This is a genomic window from Streptomyces lushanensis (assembly GCF_001700515.1).
GTDB lineage: Bacteria > Actinomycetota > Actinomycetes > Streptomycetales > Streptomycetaceae > Streptomyces > Streptomyces lushanensis.
In genome coordinates this window covers 1-14,017 of the sequence record NZ_MAUD01000251.1, presented here as the reverse complement: position 1 = coordinate 14,017, position 14,017 = coordinate 1, and the positions used below count along the sequence as shown (strand labels likewise).

General features: G+C 71.3%; 11 protein-coding genes. 4 read left to right on the top strand and 7 right to left on the bottom strand.

The window, feature by feature from the left end:
* Window positions 1–2: 2 nt before the first annotated feature.
* Together BFF77_RS20710 and BFF77_RS20705 are read right to left on the bottom strand one after the other, a co-directional pair.
* The gene (locus tag BFF77_RS20710) at window positions 3–1,166 is read right to left on the bottom strand and encodes a serine hydrolase domain-containing protein (protein ID WP_066952133.1); all 1,164 of its coding nucleotides are present in this window, start codon (window positions 1,164–1,166) and stop codon (window positions 3–5) included.
* Between the two features lie 89 nt (window positions 1,167–1,255).
* Window positions 1,256–1,711 carry an NUDIX hydrolase gene (locus BFF77_RS20705; RefSeq protein ID WP_066952131.1) on the bottom strand — a complete coding sequence of 152 codons (456 nt, stop codon included), beginning with the start codon at window positions 1,709–1,711 and terminating at the stop codon, window positions 1,256–1,258.
* Between the two features lie 207 nt (window positions 1,712–1,918).
* On the opposite strand from BFF77_RS20705, the gene BFF77_RS20700 reads away from it, so the two are divergent.
* Together BFF77_RS20700 and BFF77_RS20695 are read left to right on the top strand one after the other, a co-directional pair.
* Window positions 1,919–5,224: a S8 family serine peptidase gene (locus BFF77_RS20700; RefSeq protein WP_211280286.1), complete on the top strand. Its 3,306-nt coding sequence runs from the start codon at window positions 1,919–1,921 to the stop codon at window positions 5,222–5,224.
* A gap of 164 nt (window positions 5,225–5,388) precedes the next feature.
* On the top strand, window positions 5,389–6,417 hold the full coding sequence (locus BFF77_RS20695; RefSeq protein WP_066952130.1) for an aspartate-semialdehyde dehydrogenase: 1,029 nt from the start codon (window positions 5,389–5,391) through the stop codon (window positions 6,415–6,417).
* A gap of 108 nt (window positions 6,418–6,525) precedes the next feature.
* Here the strand turns inward: BFF77_RS20695 and BFF77_RS20690 are convergent, their stop codons facing one another.
* From BFF77_RS20690 to BFF77_RS20680, 3 genes are read right to left on the bottom strand one after another with little or no spacing between them, the layout of a single operon-like run.
* The gene (locus tag BFF77_RS20690) at window positions 6,526–6,888 is read right to left on the bottom strand and encodes an MFS transporter (protein WP_141698480.1); all 363 of its coding nucleotides are present in this window, start codon (window positions 6,886–6,888) and stop codon (window positions 6,526–6,528) included.
* Window positions 6,889–6,919: 31 nt separating this feature from the next.
* Window positions 6,920–7,267: a type II toxin-antitoxin system PemK/MazF family toxin gene (locus BFF77_RS20685; protein WP_066952125.1), complete on the bottom strand. Its 348-nt coding sequence runs from the start codon at window positions 7,265–7,267 to the stop codon at window positions 6,920–6,922.
* Window positions 7,254–7,484: a ribbon-helix-helix protein, CopG family gene (locus BFF77_RS20680; protein ID WP_066952123.1), complete on the bottom strand. Its 231-nt coding sequence runs from the start codon at window positions 7,482–7,484 to the stop codon at window positions 7,254–7,256. The genes BFF77_RS20685 and BFF77_RS20680 overlap by 14 nt, the downstream gene beginning before the upstream one ends.
* 127 nt (window positions 7,485–7,611) lie before the next feature.
* On the opposite strand from BFF77_RS20680, the gene pepN reads away from it, so the two are divergent.
* Window positions 7,612–10,188 (top strand): aminopeptidase N, encoded by a 2,577-nt coding sequence (gene pepN, locus BFF77_RS20675; RefSeq protein ID WP_066952135.1) that lies wholly within the window; start codon window positions 7,612–7,614, stop codon window positions 10,186–10,188.
* 176 nt (window positions 10,189–10,364) lie between these two features.
* The gene (locus BFF77_RS20670; RefSeq protein ID WP_211280285.1) at window positions 10,365–11,384 is read left to right on the top strand and encodes an MASE1 domain-containing protein; all 1,020 of its coding nucleotides are present in this window, start codon (window positions 10,365–10,367) and stop codon (window positions 11,382–11,384) included.
* Window positions 11,385–11,552: 168 nt separating this feature from the next.
* Here BFF77_RS20670 and BFF77_RS20665 read toward each other — a convergent pair whose 3' ends face one another.
* Together BFF77_RS20665 and malQ are read right to left on the bottom strand one after the other, a co-directional pair.
* The gene (locus tag BFF77_RS20665) at window positions 11,553–11,783 is read right to left on the bottom strand and encodes a hypothetical protein (protein ID WP_066952119.1); all 231 of its coding nucleotides are present in this window, start codon (window positions 11,781–11,783) and stop codon (window positions 11,553–11,555) included.
* 20 nt (window positions 11,784–11,803) lie between these two features.
* Entirely contained in the window at window positions 11,804–14,014 is a 2,211-nt protein-coding gene (gene malQ, locus BFF77_RS20660; RefSeq protein ID WP_066952117.1) for a 4-alpha-glucanotransferase, read from the bottom strand.
* Window positions 14,015–14,017 lie beyond the last annotated feature (3 nt).

Sequence of the window (14,017 nt, the reverse complement as noted above, 5' to 3'; positions counted from 1 at the left end):
GCCTAGCCGCAGAACTCGGCCTCGACCACCGCTCCCCCGTCCCCCGTCCAGTCCCCGTTGAAGTTCAGCGACAGCGAATGCCTGCCGTCCGCCGTCGTCACCGCGCCCGACGCGGACCCGTTGATCCCGCCCCCGTGCCCCCACACCGTCTCGCCGCAGGAGAGCTCCTGGACTTGGAGACCGAGCCCGTAGCGGTGGGTCGGCGGGGCCTCGTCGCCCATCGAGACCGTCGTCCTCATCTCCTTGAGCTGCTGCCTCGGCAGCAGCTTGCCCTTCATCAGCGCGCCGTAGAAACGGTTCAGGTCCGCCGCATTGGAGATCATCCCGCCCGCCGCCCCCGCCACCGACGGATTGAGTTCGGTGACGTCGTGGACCGGCGCCGCCGGGTCCGGGGAGAGGGTCGAGTAGGCGCGGCCCGCCGGCCGGGGCATCCGGGGGTCGGTGGCCGGGACGGTGGTGGCGCGCAGCCCCAGGGGCCGCAGGATCCGGCGCTCGATCTCGGTGGCGTACGGGCGGCCGGTCAGTTTCTCGACGGCCATCCCGGCGAGGATGAAGTTCGTGTTGGAGTAGCTCCAGCCTGTGCCGGGCGCGAACTCGGGCCGGTGGGCCAGGGCGATGTCGACCAGCTCGGCGGGCTTCCACGTGTCGTAGCGGTGCTCGAGGAAGCCGTCCCCGAAGATCTTCTGCTGGAGCCCCTCGTCGCGGGTGTAGTTGAAGACACCGCTGGTGTGGTTGAGGAGCTGGCGCAGCGTGATCCTGCGCCCGTCGTGGCCGTTGCCGCGCACCACGCCGGGCAGCACGCTGTCGACGGTGTCGTCCAGGTCGACCGTGCCCTCCGCCTCCAGCTGGAGCAGCACCGTGGCGACGAAGGTCTTGGTGATGGACCCGACGCGGAAACGGTCCTGCGGAAGGCGCGGCCGGCCGGTGGTACGGTCCGCGACGCCCGAGGCGCCGTTCCACGTGCCCTCGCGGCCGTCGGCGCGGGCCAGCGCTCCCGGTACGCCTTCCTCGACGGCGGCGTCGAGGGCCTCCTGGATGGCGCGGTGGCCGGTGGCGGTTCTGTCCGGAGCCGTGCTCGCCACGGAGGGCGCGACCAGGGCGGTGCTCGCGAGGGCCGCCGCCGCGAGTGTGCCGGTGAGCGCGGTCCGGACCGTACGTACTGCCATGTGAACTCCCCTGTTGTACCGATGCGATCGGCAGGCAGGACGCCCGAAGCGGCGAAAGGGTTTTCCGCCCGGAACGGGTTGACTTACTTTCAGCCGTCCGCCGGGAAGCGGCCGAGCGCCGGTCGCTCGCGCCACAGTCCCAGACCGGTGTCGACGAGTTCGACGCGGTCCAGGTCCCGGACCGTGTCGAGGGGACACCAGGCGGCCAGATCGGTGGAGCCGTCGGTCTCCGGGCGCAGTGAACCGCCGGTGATCCGGGCCTCGTAGATGATCCGCAGACCCTGGAAGTCCGCGAAGCTGCCCAGTTTGCGCGGATAGTGGCGGCGGATGGAGTCCACACCGAGGAGCGCCGTCATCTCGGCCGCGTACCCGGTCTCCTCCTCGACCTCGCGGACCGCCGTGTCGATGGGGTCCTCGCCGTGGTCCATGCCGCCACCGGGGAGCGTCCAGCGTTTGGTGCCGTCGCGGGCCACCCACCGTGCGAGAAGGATCTGTTCACCCTGAACGCACACGGCGTAGGCGGCCACTCGTAGCTCCTGGTTCATCCCGCGAGGGTAGAACCAGGAGGGCGACGAGATCCGGGGCTCCGGAGGATGTGCCCGATTGGTCCTTGTTGGCGCGATCGCCGCAGTGGCGGATGTACGCCATGACCGAAATGCGTCCCTGACAGCTCTCCACAAACCCCTGTCACTTAGGAAAAGCTGAGCGGTCATCCGGTACCGAAATCCGGACTGTCTCTTTCACAAGCAGGGATGCTGATGACCTCCGAATCCGAGCGCTCCATATCCGGACCGAGACGCGTGGCCAGGGTCGCGGCCGCGGCCGGCCTGGTGGCCGCGCTGATCGCCTCCGGTGCGGTGCCCGCTTTCTCCGCCACTGGCGCCGACGACCCGGCCGCCCCCGCTCCCGTCAAGTCGTCCTCAGACAAGCTGGGGTCGGCCGACGCGGATCTGCTCGCCAAGGCCGAGGCCGCGGGCGAGAAGAACATATCCCTGATGGTCGCCACCGCTCCCGGGGCGACCGAGCAGGTCGCCGCCCAGCTCGACGCCGTCCCCGGCGCCGTGGTCGGCACGACGTACGACAAGCTCGGCTACGTACGGGCGACGCTCCCCACCGCCAAGGCGGACGCGGCGATCAGGGCGGCCCAGAAGCTCTCCTCCGTCCACGGCATCGATCTCAACCAGGAGATCAAGCTCGACGACCCGAGGCCCGCGGCGGACGCGGACCAGAGCTCGAAGGGCTCGGTCAAGGCTTCGGAGCCCGGGAAGTACCCGGGGCCGGACAGCAGCACGCCGGCGGAGAACCCGTACAACCCGTCCTTCGAGACGGGTGCGGTCGACTTCGTCAGGAAGAACCCGACGGCCGACGGCCGCGGTGTCACCATCGGCATCCTGGACTCGGGCGTCGACCTCGGCCATCCCGCGCTCCAGAAGACCACCACCGGCGAGCGCAAGATCGTCGACTGGGTGACGGCCACGGACCCGGTCGCCGACAGCGACGGCACCTGGCGCATCATGAACGCCGCGGTGTCGGGCCCGTCGTTCACGGCGGGCGGACGTACGTGGACGGCCGCGGCCGGCTCGTACAAGTTCAACCTGTTCCGTGAGAACGCCACGCTCGGCGGCGAGATGGCGGGCGACCTCAACCGTGACGGTGACACCACCGATGTCTGGGGCGTGCTCTACGACCCGGCCGCCGGAACCGTCCGCGTGGATCTGAACAACGACGGCGACTTCACCAACGACGTGGCGATGAAGCCGTACAAGGACGGCTTCCAGGTCGGCTATTTCGGTACGGACAACCCGGCCACCCCGGTGGCCGAGCGCATTCCGTTCGTGGTCGAGATCCGCAAGAACGTCGTCTACAACGCGTCCGGCGCGACCTCCGACTTCGTCAGCATCGGTGTCATCGAGGGCGCGCACGGTTCGCACGTCGCCGGTATCACCGCCGCCAACGGGCTCTTCGGCGGCAAGATGAGCGGTGCCGCTCCCGGCGCCAAGCTGGTGTCCTCGCGCGCCTGCTCCTGGAGCGGCGGCTGCACCAGCATCGCGCTGACCGAGGGCATGATCGACCTCGTCGTCAACCGCGGTGTCGACATCGTCAACATGTCGATCGGCGGTCTGCCCCCGCTGAACGACGGCAACAACGCCCGTGCCGAGCTGTACACGCGGCTCATCGACACCTACGGCGTGCAGCTGGTGATCTCGGCCGGCAACGACGGCCCCGGCACCAACACCATCAGCGACCCGGCCCTGGCCGACAAGGTCATCTCCGTCGCCGCGTCGATCTCCAAGGAGACCTGGGCCGCCAACTACGGCTCCGGTGTGACGAAGAAGTACGGGCTGCTTCCCTTCTCCTCCCGCGGCCCGCGCGAGGACGGCGGCTTCACGCCGACCCTGACCGCCCCGGGCGCGGCCATCAACAGCACGCAGACCTGGGCGCCCGGCAGCCCGGTCGCCGAGGCGGGCTACTCGCTGCCGCCCGGCTACACCATGCTCCAGGGCACCTCGATGGCCTCGCCGCAGGCGGCGGGCGCGAGCGCGCTGCTGATCTCGGCCGCCAAGCAGAAGCACATCGACCTCACCCCGGCCAAGCTGCGGACGGCGCTCACCAGCACCGCCGAGGAGATCGACGGTCTCCAGGCCCATGAGCAGGGCGCGGGTCTGATCGACGTCGTGGCGGCGTGGAAGGCCATCCAGCGCGACACCAGCTCGTACGAGTACGCGGTGAAGGCCCCGGTCGACACCGCGATCGACGAGTTCCTGAAGACCCCGGGCTTCGGCACGGGTCTGTACGACCGCGAGGGCGGCCTCCAGGCCGGCCAGAGCAGGAAGTACGACATCACCATCACCCGGACCACCGGCCCGGCGGGCCCGGTGGAGCACCGGCTGGACTGGAAGTACAACGACGACACCTTCCGGCTGCTCGGCAGCCACCGGGTGGAGCTGCCGCTGAACGAGCCGGTCACGGTCGCCGTGGAGGCGAAGCCCGGTTCCGCCGGTGTGCACAGCGCCATCCTGGAGGTGGACGACCGTGACTCGGAGGGTGTGGACAAGCAGATCCTCGCCACCGTGGTCGTCTCGAAGCCGGTGGACAAGCCCTCGTACGCCTTCTCGGCGTCCGACACCGTGCAGCGCAACAGCTCGAAGTCGTACTTCCTGACGGTGCCCGCGGGCGCGAAGACGCTGGAAGTGGCGCTGGGCGGGCTGGCCAAGGACAGCCAGACCCGGTTCATCTCCATCCACCCGTACGGTGTGGCGATGGAGGACAGCTCCACGATCTTCTGCTACCCGAACTACAACAACCCGAGCAACACCTGCCGCCCGGATCTGCGGTCGTACCAGAACCCGCAGCCCGGCGTCTGGGAGATCGAGGTCGAGTCGCGCCGTACGTCGCCGCTGCTCGACAACCCGTACAAGCTGGACGTGTCGATCCTCGGCACCGTCTTCGAGCCGGCGGTCACCACGATCCCCTCGGCCAAGGTCGGCACCCCCGCCCCGGTCGAGTGGAAGGTCACCAACAGCGCCGCCGCCATCGACGGCAAGCTCGGCGGCGGTTCGCTGGGCTCGGCGAAGGTCACGCGCCCGACGATCGCGGACGGCGACCAGATCGAGTCCACGGTCACCATCGGTGCGGGAGTCAAGAAGCTCGACTTCACCATCGGCGGTGCCTCGGACAACGGCGCCGACCTGGACCTGCTGGTCTACCGGAACGGTGTGCTGATCGGCTCCTCCACGAGCGCCAGCGCGGACGAGACGGTCAGCCTGACCAACCCGGCCGCCGGTACGTACACGGCCCTCGTCGACGCCTACTCGGTCCCGGCCGGGACCACGGCGTACGACTACCGCGACGTGTACTACGCGGACTCGCTCGGCACGATCAGCGCCAACGGTGCGATCAAGCTCGACAGCGGTGCGTCGGCGCAGGTCGCGGCCGAGGTGCTGGTGCAGAGCGCGGCGCCGGAGGGCCGGCAGTTCTTCGGTGAGGTGCAGCTGCTGAACGCGCGCGGTACGGCCGCGGGCACCGGCAGTGTGATCATCGAGAGCGTCACGCCGTAACTCGTGCGGTAATGGGGGGGCGGGCGTCCACGCGGACGCCCGCCCCTTCGGTGTCCGGACCCCTCCTCGTTCCGTCCTTTGGACAATGGATTGGACAACCCGGCCCGGGACAGACGCATGATGGGGAACGCGTTCCCCGGGACAGTCGCGAGTGAGGAGCCCCAGTGAAGGTCGGAATCGTCGGAGCCACCGGTCAGGTCGGCACGGTCATGCGCAGCGTCCTGGCCGAGCGGAACTTCCCCGTCGCCGAACTGCGGCTCTTCGCCTCCGCCCGGTCCGCGGGCTCCGCCGTCGAGTGGCGGGGCCGGGCGATCACGGTCGAGGACGCCTCCACGGCCGACTACACCGGGCTCGACATCGTGCTCTTCTCGGCCGGTGGCGCCACCTCGAAGGCGCTCGCCGAGAAGGTCGCCGCCCAGGGCGCCGTCGTGATCGACAACTCCTCCGCCTGGCGCCGCGACCCCGAGGTGCCGCTGGTCGTCTCCGAGGTCAACGCGCACGCGATCGGGAACCGTCCCAAGGGCATCATCGCCAACCCGAACTGCACCACGATGGCCGCCATGCCCGTGCTGCGCCCGCTGCACGCGGAGGCCGGGCTGACCGCGCTGGTCACCGCCACCTATCAGGCCGTCTCGGGCTCCGGTCTCGCCGGGGTCGCCGAGCTGCACGGCCAGGCGCGGAAGGTCGTCGACGAGGCGGACCGCCTCACCCACGACGGCGGGGCCGTCGACTTCCCGGAGCCCGTCGTCTACCGGCGGCCGATCGCCTTCAACGTGGTGCCGCTCGCGGGCAATCTGGTGGACGACGGCTCCTTCGAGACCGACGAGGAGCAGAAGCTCCGCCACGAGTCGCGCAAGATCCTGGAGATCCCGGAGCTGAAGGTCTCCGGGACCTGTGTCCGGGTGCCGGTCTTCACGGGCCACTCGCTCCAGATCAACGCCCGCTTCGCGCGTCCGCTCGGTGTGGGGCGCGCGTACGAACTGCTCAAGGACGCGCCGGGTGTGGAGCTGTCCGAGATTCCCACGCCGCTCCAGGCGGCAGGCCGGGACGCCTCGTACGTGGGCCGGATCCGCGAGGACGAGACCGCGGAGAACGGGCTGTCGCTCTTCGTCTCCAACGACAACCTCCGCAAGGGCGCGGCGCTCAACGCCGTGCAGATCGCGGAGCTGGTGGCGGCGGAGCTGACCGGCTGACGGACGGGGACGCCGCCGCTCGCCGGAGGGGCTCCCCGCCGCGTTCTCCGTCGCCGGACGGGCCGCGTTCAGTGTCCTCAGTCGCGGGGCGGGCCGTGTTCCATCCCCTCAGTCGCCGGACGGCCCGTTCGATGTCCTCAGTCGCCGGACGGGCTCGGCCTTCCGCGCGCCGACCGCGACCCCGCCGTAGGCCGGTCCCCGGACGACGAGCAGGGCCGCCGCGGCGGGCAGCGAGCCGCCCGCGGGCACGCTCGGCGGTACCGATCCCGCCGGCACCGCCGAGACGACCGGCAGCGCCCGGCGCGGATCGCGGGTGGCGGCGGCACCGCCCAGGAAAGTGCCCGCGACCCCCGCGACGCCGTACACCGGCAGGAGCGAGCCGACCGCGCCCGCGCCGAGCCCCGCCACCCGCTCCAGGGCCGGGCGTATGCAGGTGTACGCGGCGAAGTGACCGGTGATCAGAAGGGCCACCGAGAGCACGGGCGGCCGGTGTCCACGCCGGTCACAGCGCCAGATGCCGCCGCAGCGCCGCGTCGAGTTCGGTCATCCGCGGCTTCGGTACGGCGCCGAGCCGCTGCCGCACACGGTCGGGCGACACCGCGCGCACCTGCTCGCACTGCGCCTTGGAGTCCTTGGCCAGCCCGCACTCCCCCGCCAGCAGGACGACCTGGAAGGGAAAGACACGGGAGGTGTTCGAGGTGACTGGGACCACCGTCACGACTCCTTTGCCGCTCCGGTCCGCGGAGCGGTTGGCCGCGTCGTTGGAGACGATGACGGCGGGCCGTGCCTTGTTCGCCTCGCTTCCGCGCGCAGGCTCGAAGTCGATCAGGAAGATGTCACCTCTGCGCATCGGCCAGCCCGTCCCCGGCCGCCTGCTCCCAGAGGGCCGCGTCCTCGCTCGCGTCCCACTCGTCGAACGCGGCGGCGTAGTCCTCCTCCAGCCGGGAGGCGCGCAGCAGCTCGATCGCGGCGTGGATCACCGCGGAACGGGACGCCGATTCCGAGGCGGCGGCGTACTGGTCGACGAAGGAGACATCCTCCTCCGGAAGGCTCACACTGATCTTCATACCGCAAATGCTACCCGGGTAGGAACAACCGTGCCACCCTCTGCCGTACCCCCATTACTCCCGGGCGTACGGGCCGGTCCGCGTGGAAGGATGGCGGGAAACGTCACATACCGAGGAGATGACCCGGGTGCCAGGCACAAATCTGACCCGTGAAGAGGCGCAGCGGCGTGCGCGCCTGCTCACCGTTGACTCGTACGGGATCGACCTCGATCTCAGCGGCGCCCAGGAGGGCGGTACCTACCGGTCCGTGACCACGGTGCGCTTCGAGAGCGCGGAGGCCGGGGCGGAGACCTTCATCGATCTGGTGGCGCCCGCCGTGCACGAGGTCGTACTGAACGGCACCGCGCTGGATGTCGCCGCGGTCTTCCGGGACTCGCGGATCGCGCTGCCGCATCTGCAGGAGGGCCCGAACGAGCTGACGGTCGTCGCGGACTGCGCGTACACCAACACGGGCGAGGGCCTGCACCGCTTCGTCGATCCGGTCGACCAGCAGGCCTATCTCTACACGCAGTTCGAGGTGCCGGACGCGCGGCGCGTCTTCGCCTCCTTCGAGCAGCCGGACCTCAAGGCGGCCTTCCGCTTCACGGTGAAGGCTCCGGAGGGCTGGACCGTCGTCTCCAACTCGCCGACGCCGGAGCCCAAGGAGAACGTCTGGAGCTTCGAGCCGACGCCGCGCATCTCGTCGTACATCACGGCGCTGATCGTCGGTCCGTACCACTCGGTGCACAGCTCCTACGAGAAGGACGGGCAGTCCGTGCCGCTGGGCATCTACTGCCGTCCCTCGCTCGCCGAGTACCTGGACTCGGACGCGATCTTCGAGGTCACCCGGCAGGGCTTCGACTGGTTCCAGGAGAAGTTCGACTACGACTACCCCTTCGCCAAGTACGACCAGCTCTTCGTGCCGGAGTTCAACGCGGGCGCGATGGAGAACGCGGGCGCGGTGACCATCCGCGACCAGTACGTCTTCCGCTCGAAGGTGACGGACGCGGCGTACGAGACGCGGGCCGAGACGATCCTGCACGAGCTGGCGCACATGTGGTTCGGCGATCTGGTCACCATGGAGTGGTGGAACGACCTCTGGCTGAACGAGTCGTTCGCCACCTACACCTCGATCGCCTGCCTGTCCGACGCGCCGGGCTCGCGGTGGCCGCACTCCTGGACGACGTTCGCCAACTCCATGAAGACCTGGGCGTACCGCCAGGACCAGCTGCCCTCCACGCATCCGATCATGGCGGACATCCGTGATCTGGACGACGTACTGGTCAACTTCGACGGCATCACCTACGCCAAGGGCGCGTCCGTACTGAAGCAGCTCGTCGCGTATGTCGGGCAGGACGAGTTCTTCCGCGGCGTCCAGGCGTACTTCAAGGCGCACGCGTTCGGGAACACCCGGCTCGCCGATCTGCTGGGCGCGCTGGAGGAGACCTCCGGGCGCGATCTGAAGACCTGGTCGAAGGCATGGCTGGAGACGGCGGGCATCAATGTCCTGCGTCCGGAGATCGAGCTGGACGCGTCGGGCCATGTCACATCCTTCTCCGTGCGGCAGGAGGCGCCCGCGCTGCCCTCGGGCGCAAAGGGAGAGCCGGTGCTGCGCCCGCACCGGATCGCGATCGGCTGCTACGACCTGGACGGGAGCGGCAAGCTGGTCCGGACGAGCCGGATCGAGCTGGACGTGGACGGCGCGAGCACGGACGTACCGTTCCCCGTCGGCACGCCGCGTCCCGCCGTGGTCCTGCTCAACGACGACGATCTGAGCTACGCGAAGGTCCGGCTGGACGAGGAGTCGCTGCGGGTCGTCACCGAGCATCTCGGCGACTTCACGGAGTCGCTGCCGCGCGCGCTGTGCTGGGCGTCGGCGTGGGACATGACACGGGACGGCGAGCTGGCCACCCGCGACTATCTGGAGCTGGTGCTCTCCGGCATCGCGAAGGAGTCGGACATCGGTGTGGTGCAGTCGCTGCACCGCCAGGTGAAGCTGGCGCTCGACCTGTACGCGGCGCCCGCCTGGCGCGAGGCCGGGCTCACGCGGTGGACGGACGCGACACTGGCGCATCTGCGCGCGGCCGAGCCCGGCGGCGACCACCAGCTCGCGTGGGCACGGGCGTTCGCGGCGACCGCGCGCACACCGCAGCAGCTCGATCTGCTCCAGGGCCTGCTCGACGGTACGGAGACGATCGAGGGCCTGGCCGTCGACACCGAGCTGCGCTGGGCGTTCGTCCAGCGGCTGGCGGCGGTGGGTCTGCACGACGAGGAGGAGATCGCGGCCGAGTACGAGCGCGACAGGACGGCCGCGGGCGAGCGCCACGCGGCGGCGGCGCGCTCGGCGCGTCCGCTGCCGGAGGCCAAGGCGGAGGCATGGGCCTCGGTGGTGGAGAGCGACAAGCTCCCGAACGCGCTCCAGGACGCGGTGATCAGCGGCTTCGTCCAGACCGACCAGCGTGAGCTGCTGGCGCCGTACACGGAGAAGTTCTTCGCGGCGGTCGCGGAGGTCTGGGAGTCCCGCTCCCACGAGATGGCCCAGCAGATCGCGGTCGGTCTCTACCCGTCCCTCCAGGTCACCCGTTCGACGCTGGACGCGACCGACGCCTGGCTCGCCTCGGCGGGCCCGAACGCGGCGCTGCGCCGGCTGATCTCGGAGTCGAGGTCGGGCGTCGAGCGCGCGCTGAGGGCCCAGGCGGCGGACGAGGCGGCGGCCACGGCGTAACGACCGGACGTGGGGCGGCCCGGGCCCGGCAGACGGCTCGGGCCGCCCCCCGTCGTCGTACGCATACGCACCGCACCGCACCGCAGCACGCGCACCGCAGCACGCGCGCGGCACCGGGTGACAGGTGCGCCGCCGCAGTGCGTGTCACGGCCGGACCGGACGGGACGCGATGTCTGATGGCCGCTGTGGTGCGCACCGAGGAACTCCGACGTCTGTCCCTGGCCGCCCTCCGGATCCTTGGCCTCGCCGTCGCCTACTACGCGGGCGCGTGGTTCGGCCTCCAGAAAGAGGTCCTGAGGGCCGACGCCACGGGCATCTCGCCCCTGTGGCCGTCCACGGGGATCGCCCTGACCGCCCTGCTCCTCCTGGGCCCCGGGGTCTGGCCGGGGATCACCCTGGGCGCCCTCGCCAACATCACGACGCTCGGCTCCATGAACGGGGTCCAGACCGTGGTCCTGGCCGGGAACACCCTGGCACCGCTCTGCTCGCTGCTGCTCCTGCGGAAGGCGGGTTTCCGTACCGAGCTGGACCGGCTGCGGGACGGGGTGGCGCTGGTCTTCCTGGGCGGACTGGCCGGGATGCTGGTCAGCGCTACCACGGGATCGGTGATCCTGCTGGTCAGCGGCGATCTGCCGGTGGGGTTCTGGACGGCCTGGCTGGCGTGGTGGACGGGCGACGCGATGGGCGTGCTGCTCGTCACTCCCTTTCTGCTTCTGCTGTGCCGGCTGCGGCTGCCGCTGCGCTTCCACCGGTGGGCCGAGGCGTCGGCGCTGGTGGTGACCGCCGCCGTGGTGACCCGGCTGGCCACCGTGACTCCCTTCACTCTGCTCTTCCTCGTCTTTCCCGTGCTGATCTGGGCGGCGCTGCGCTTCCATCTCGCCGGGAGCGCGCCGTTCGCGCTGCTCGTCTCCCTCAGGGCGATCTGGGAGACCACCGACCCGGCGGGAGCGTTCGCCCATCACACCCTGCTGGAGCGGATGATCAGCATTCAGGCGTTCAACGGATCCCTGGCACTGACCTCGCTGCTGCTGACCGCGATCGTCACCGAGCAGAAGAACGTCCACACGAAGATCGAGGAGGCGTGCGAGACGCTGGCCGAGGTGGTGGAGCAGCTCGCACCCGAGGAGTGGACGCGGCTACGGCTGCGGAAGAAGGAGTGGGAGTGGGTGGGAGAGCGGGAGAAGGGCGGTCTGTGACCGGCCGGGCCGAACCCGCCGGCCCGACCCGGCCGGGCCGATCGCACACCGTACGGACGGGACGGGCTCGACCCTCGTCCGTACGTACGGCCCGAAACGCGCGGAGGCGCCGCCCGGCGCACTCGGCGGTGCGGGGCGGCGCCTTCGCCGGGCGGTGGGGCCCGGCGGTCAGACGTGCTTGTGGGACTTGTCGAGAACCATGACCAGGCCCGCGATGACTCCGAAGATCACCAGGGGGGCCGCCACATACAGACCGAGCGTCTCGGCGATGCTCAGGCCGGGGCCGGGATCGTCGCCGTCGTCCCGGGTGAGCGCGAGCGCCGGGGACGACATGAGCAGCATCATCAGCGTCGTACCGGCCGCCAGGGCGCCGGCGCGCAGAGCGTTCTTCTTGTCCACGGTGCAAACGTAGCGAACGCCTACACCGGCCGCGCGGGCGGGGGTGCCGTACCGCCTGCCGCGCCGGGCGTCCCGTCGGTACGGAACAACGCCATCAGCGTGTGCAGCCGGGGCGAGGCGGCCAGCTCCTCCAGGGTCACCGGGCGGCCCTCGGCGTCCGCGACAGGCAGGCGCCAGTTGGGGTACTGGTCCCAGGTGCCCGGCAGATTCTGCGGCCGGCGGTCGCCCACCGTGTCCGGCAGCCAGACGCCGACCAGCCGCGCCGGGGTACGCAGCAGAAACCGGTACACCGCGCGGATCTGCTCCTCCTCGTCGCCTCCGGGCAGCAGCCCCAGCCTGGTCAGACAGCCGAGCCACTCGGCGACCTCGGCCTGCTCCGCCGACTGCTCCCGCTCCAGCGGGCGGGTGAGCAGCCCCAGCCGGTGGCGCAGCTCCACATGCTCGCCGGTGAGCCGGGCCGCCGTGGACGGCAGATCATGGGTGGTGGCGGTGGCCACGCAGCCCTCGCGCCACGCCTCGGGAGGCAGCGGCTCGCCCGTACCGTCCCAGTCGCGCTCGAACCAGAACACGGATGTGCCGAGCACCCCGCGGCGCTCCAGCGCCTCCCGTACACCGGGCTCGACGGTGCCCAGGTCCTCCCCTATGACGGCGGCGCCCGCGCGGTGGGCCTCCAGGGCGAGCACGGCGAGCATCGCCTCGGCGTCGTACCGGACATACGTTCCCCGGGTGGGATCCTGGCCCCGGGGCACCCACCAGAGCCGGAACAGGCCCATCACATGGTCGATCCGCAGCGCTCCCGCGTGCCGCAGCAGTCCCTTGAGCAGCCCTCGGTACGGCGCGTAGCCGGAGGCGGCCAGCACATCGGGGCGCCACGGAGGCAGGCCCCAGTCCTGGCCGAGTGCGTTGAAGGCGTCCGGCGGAGCGCCGACCGACATTCCGGCGGCGAAGGCGTCCTGCTGGGCCCAGGCGTCGGCGCCGTCCGGGTGGACGCCGACGGCGAGGTCGTGGACGATCCCCACGGCCATACCGGCGTCCGCAGCCGCGCGGTCGGCGGCGGCGAGCTGTCCGTCCGTCAGCCAGGCGAGCCTGCTGTGGAAGTCGACCCGGTCGAGGAGCTGCCGCCGGGCCGCCGCCGTCTCGGCGGAGCGCGGATCGCGCAGCCCGGCGGGCCACTCGCGCCAGCGCGGGCCGTGCACCTCGGCGAGGGCGTTCCAGGTGGCGTGGTCCTCCAGGGCCCGGCCCTGCTCGGCCAGGAAGTCGCAGTACTCGGCGCGGCGGCCGGGGCCGAGCTCGACGGTGTACAGGATCTCCAGGGCGGCCCGTTTGAGCGCCCATACGGCGTCGCGGTCGATCAGCGCGGCCCTGCCCGAGGTGCCCGCACCGCCCGGCGTGACCGCACCGCCCGGTGTCCTGTCGAGCACGGACTCCCGCAGGGCCGCGGCCCGTTGGGCCAGCCCGTCGAGCCGCTCACGGTCGGCGCCGCGGACGTACGCGTACTCCGGGACGGCCTCGATCCTCAGATGGACCGGATCGGGGAAGCGGCGCGAGGAGGGGCGGTAGGGCGAGGGATCGGTGGGCGTGCCCGGTACGGCGGCGTGCAGCGGATTGATCTGGACGAACCCGGCGCCGAGCGACCGCCCGGACCACGCGGCCAGTTCGGCGAGGTCACCGAGGTCGCCCATGCCCCAGGAGCGGCCCGAGAGCAGGGAGTAGAGCTGCACCAGAAAGCCATGGGTACGGCCTTCGGGACCGGGCACCCGGTCGGGCGCGACGACGAGGACGGCCTGCTCGGCACGGAGGGGGCTGTCACCGAGGGCGGGCGCGCGGACGGTCAGCCGGTGCACGCCGAGCGGCAGCTCCGCCCAGGCGGCGGACGCGCCGGGCCCCGGCGGCGGCAGCTCCACCGACCGCCCGCACTCGGTCTCGGCCCGGAGCACCGAGCCGGCCGGAAGCGCGGCCAGGGCGGGCGGCGGCACGGGCTCCGTACCGGCCGCGCCCTCCGGCGCGCCCCGGGCGGACCACAGGACCAGGGTCGGCGGCAGCAGACGGCGTGCGGCGGCGGACTCGGCGCGGCTCAGCGCGTCGTCCACCGCCTCAGGAGTGGACGCGTCGACACCCAGCGCGGCCAGCACCGAGACGACGGTGGTGTCGGGGACGGCGACACCGACGCCCGGCGACGGTGCGTACGAGGTGGCGACACCGTGCAGCTCGGCGAGCCTGGCCAGGCTCATACG

Coding starts and splice junctions, on each gene's coding strand:
- BFF77_RS20710 (WP_066952133.1), bottom strand. CDS start 1,166: ATGGCAGTACGTACGGTCCGGACCGCGCTCACCGGCACACTCGCGGCG.
- BFF77_RS20705 (WP_066952131.1), bottom strand. CDS start 1,711: ATGAACCAGGAGCTACGAGTGGCCGCCTACGCCGTGTGCGTTCAGGGT.
- BFF77_RS20700 (WP_211280286.1), top strand. CDS start 1,919: ATGCTGATGACCTCCGAATCCGAGCGCTCCATATCCGGACCGAGACGC.
- BFF77_RS20685 (WP_066952125.1), bottom strand. CDS start 7,267: ATGCGCAGAGGTGACATCTTCCTGATCGACTTCGAGCCTGCGCGCGGA.
- BFF77_RS20680 (WP_066952123.1), bottom strand. CDS start 7,484: ATGAAGATCAGTGTGAGCCTTCCGGAGGAGGATGTCTCCTTCGTCGAC.
- BFF77_RS20670 (WP_211280285.1), top strand. CDS start 10,365: ATGGCCGCTGTGGTGCGCACCGAGGAACTCCGACGTCTGTCCCTGGCC.
- malQ (WP_066952117.1), bottom strand. CDS start 14,014: ATGAGCCTGGCCAGGCTCGCCGAGCTGCACGGTGTCGCCACCTCGTAC.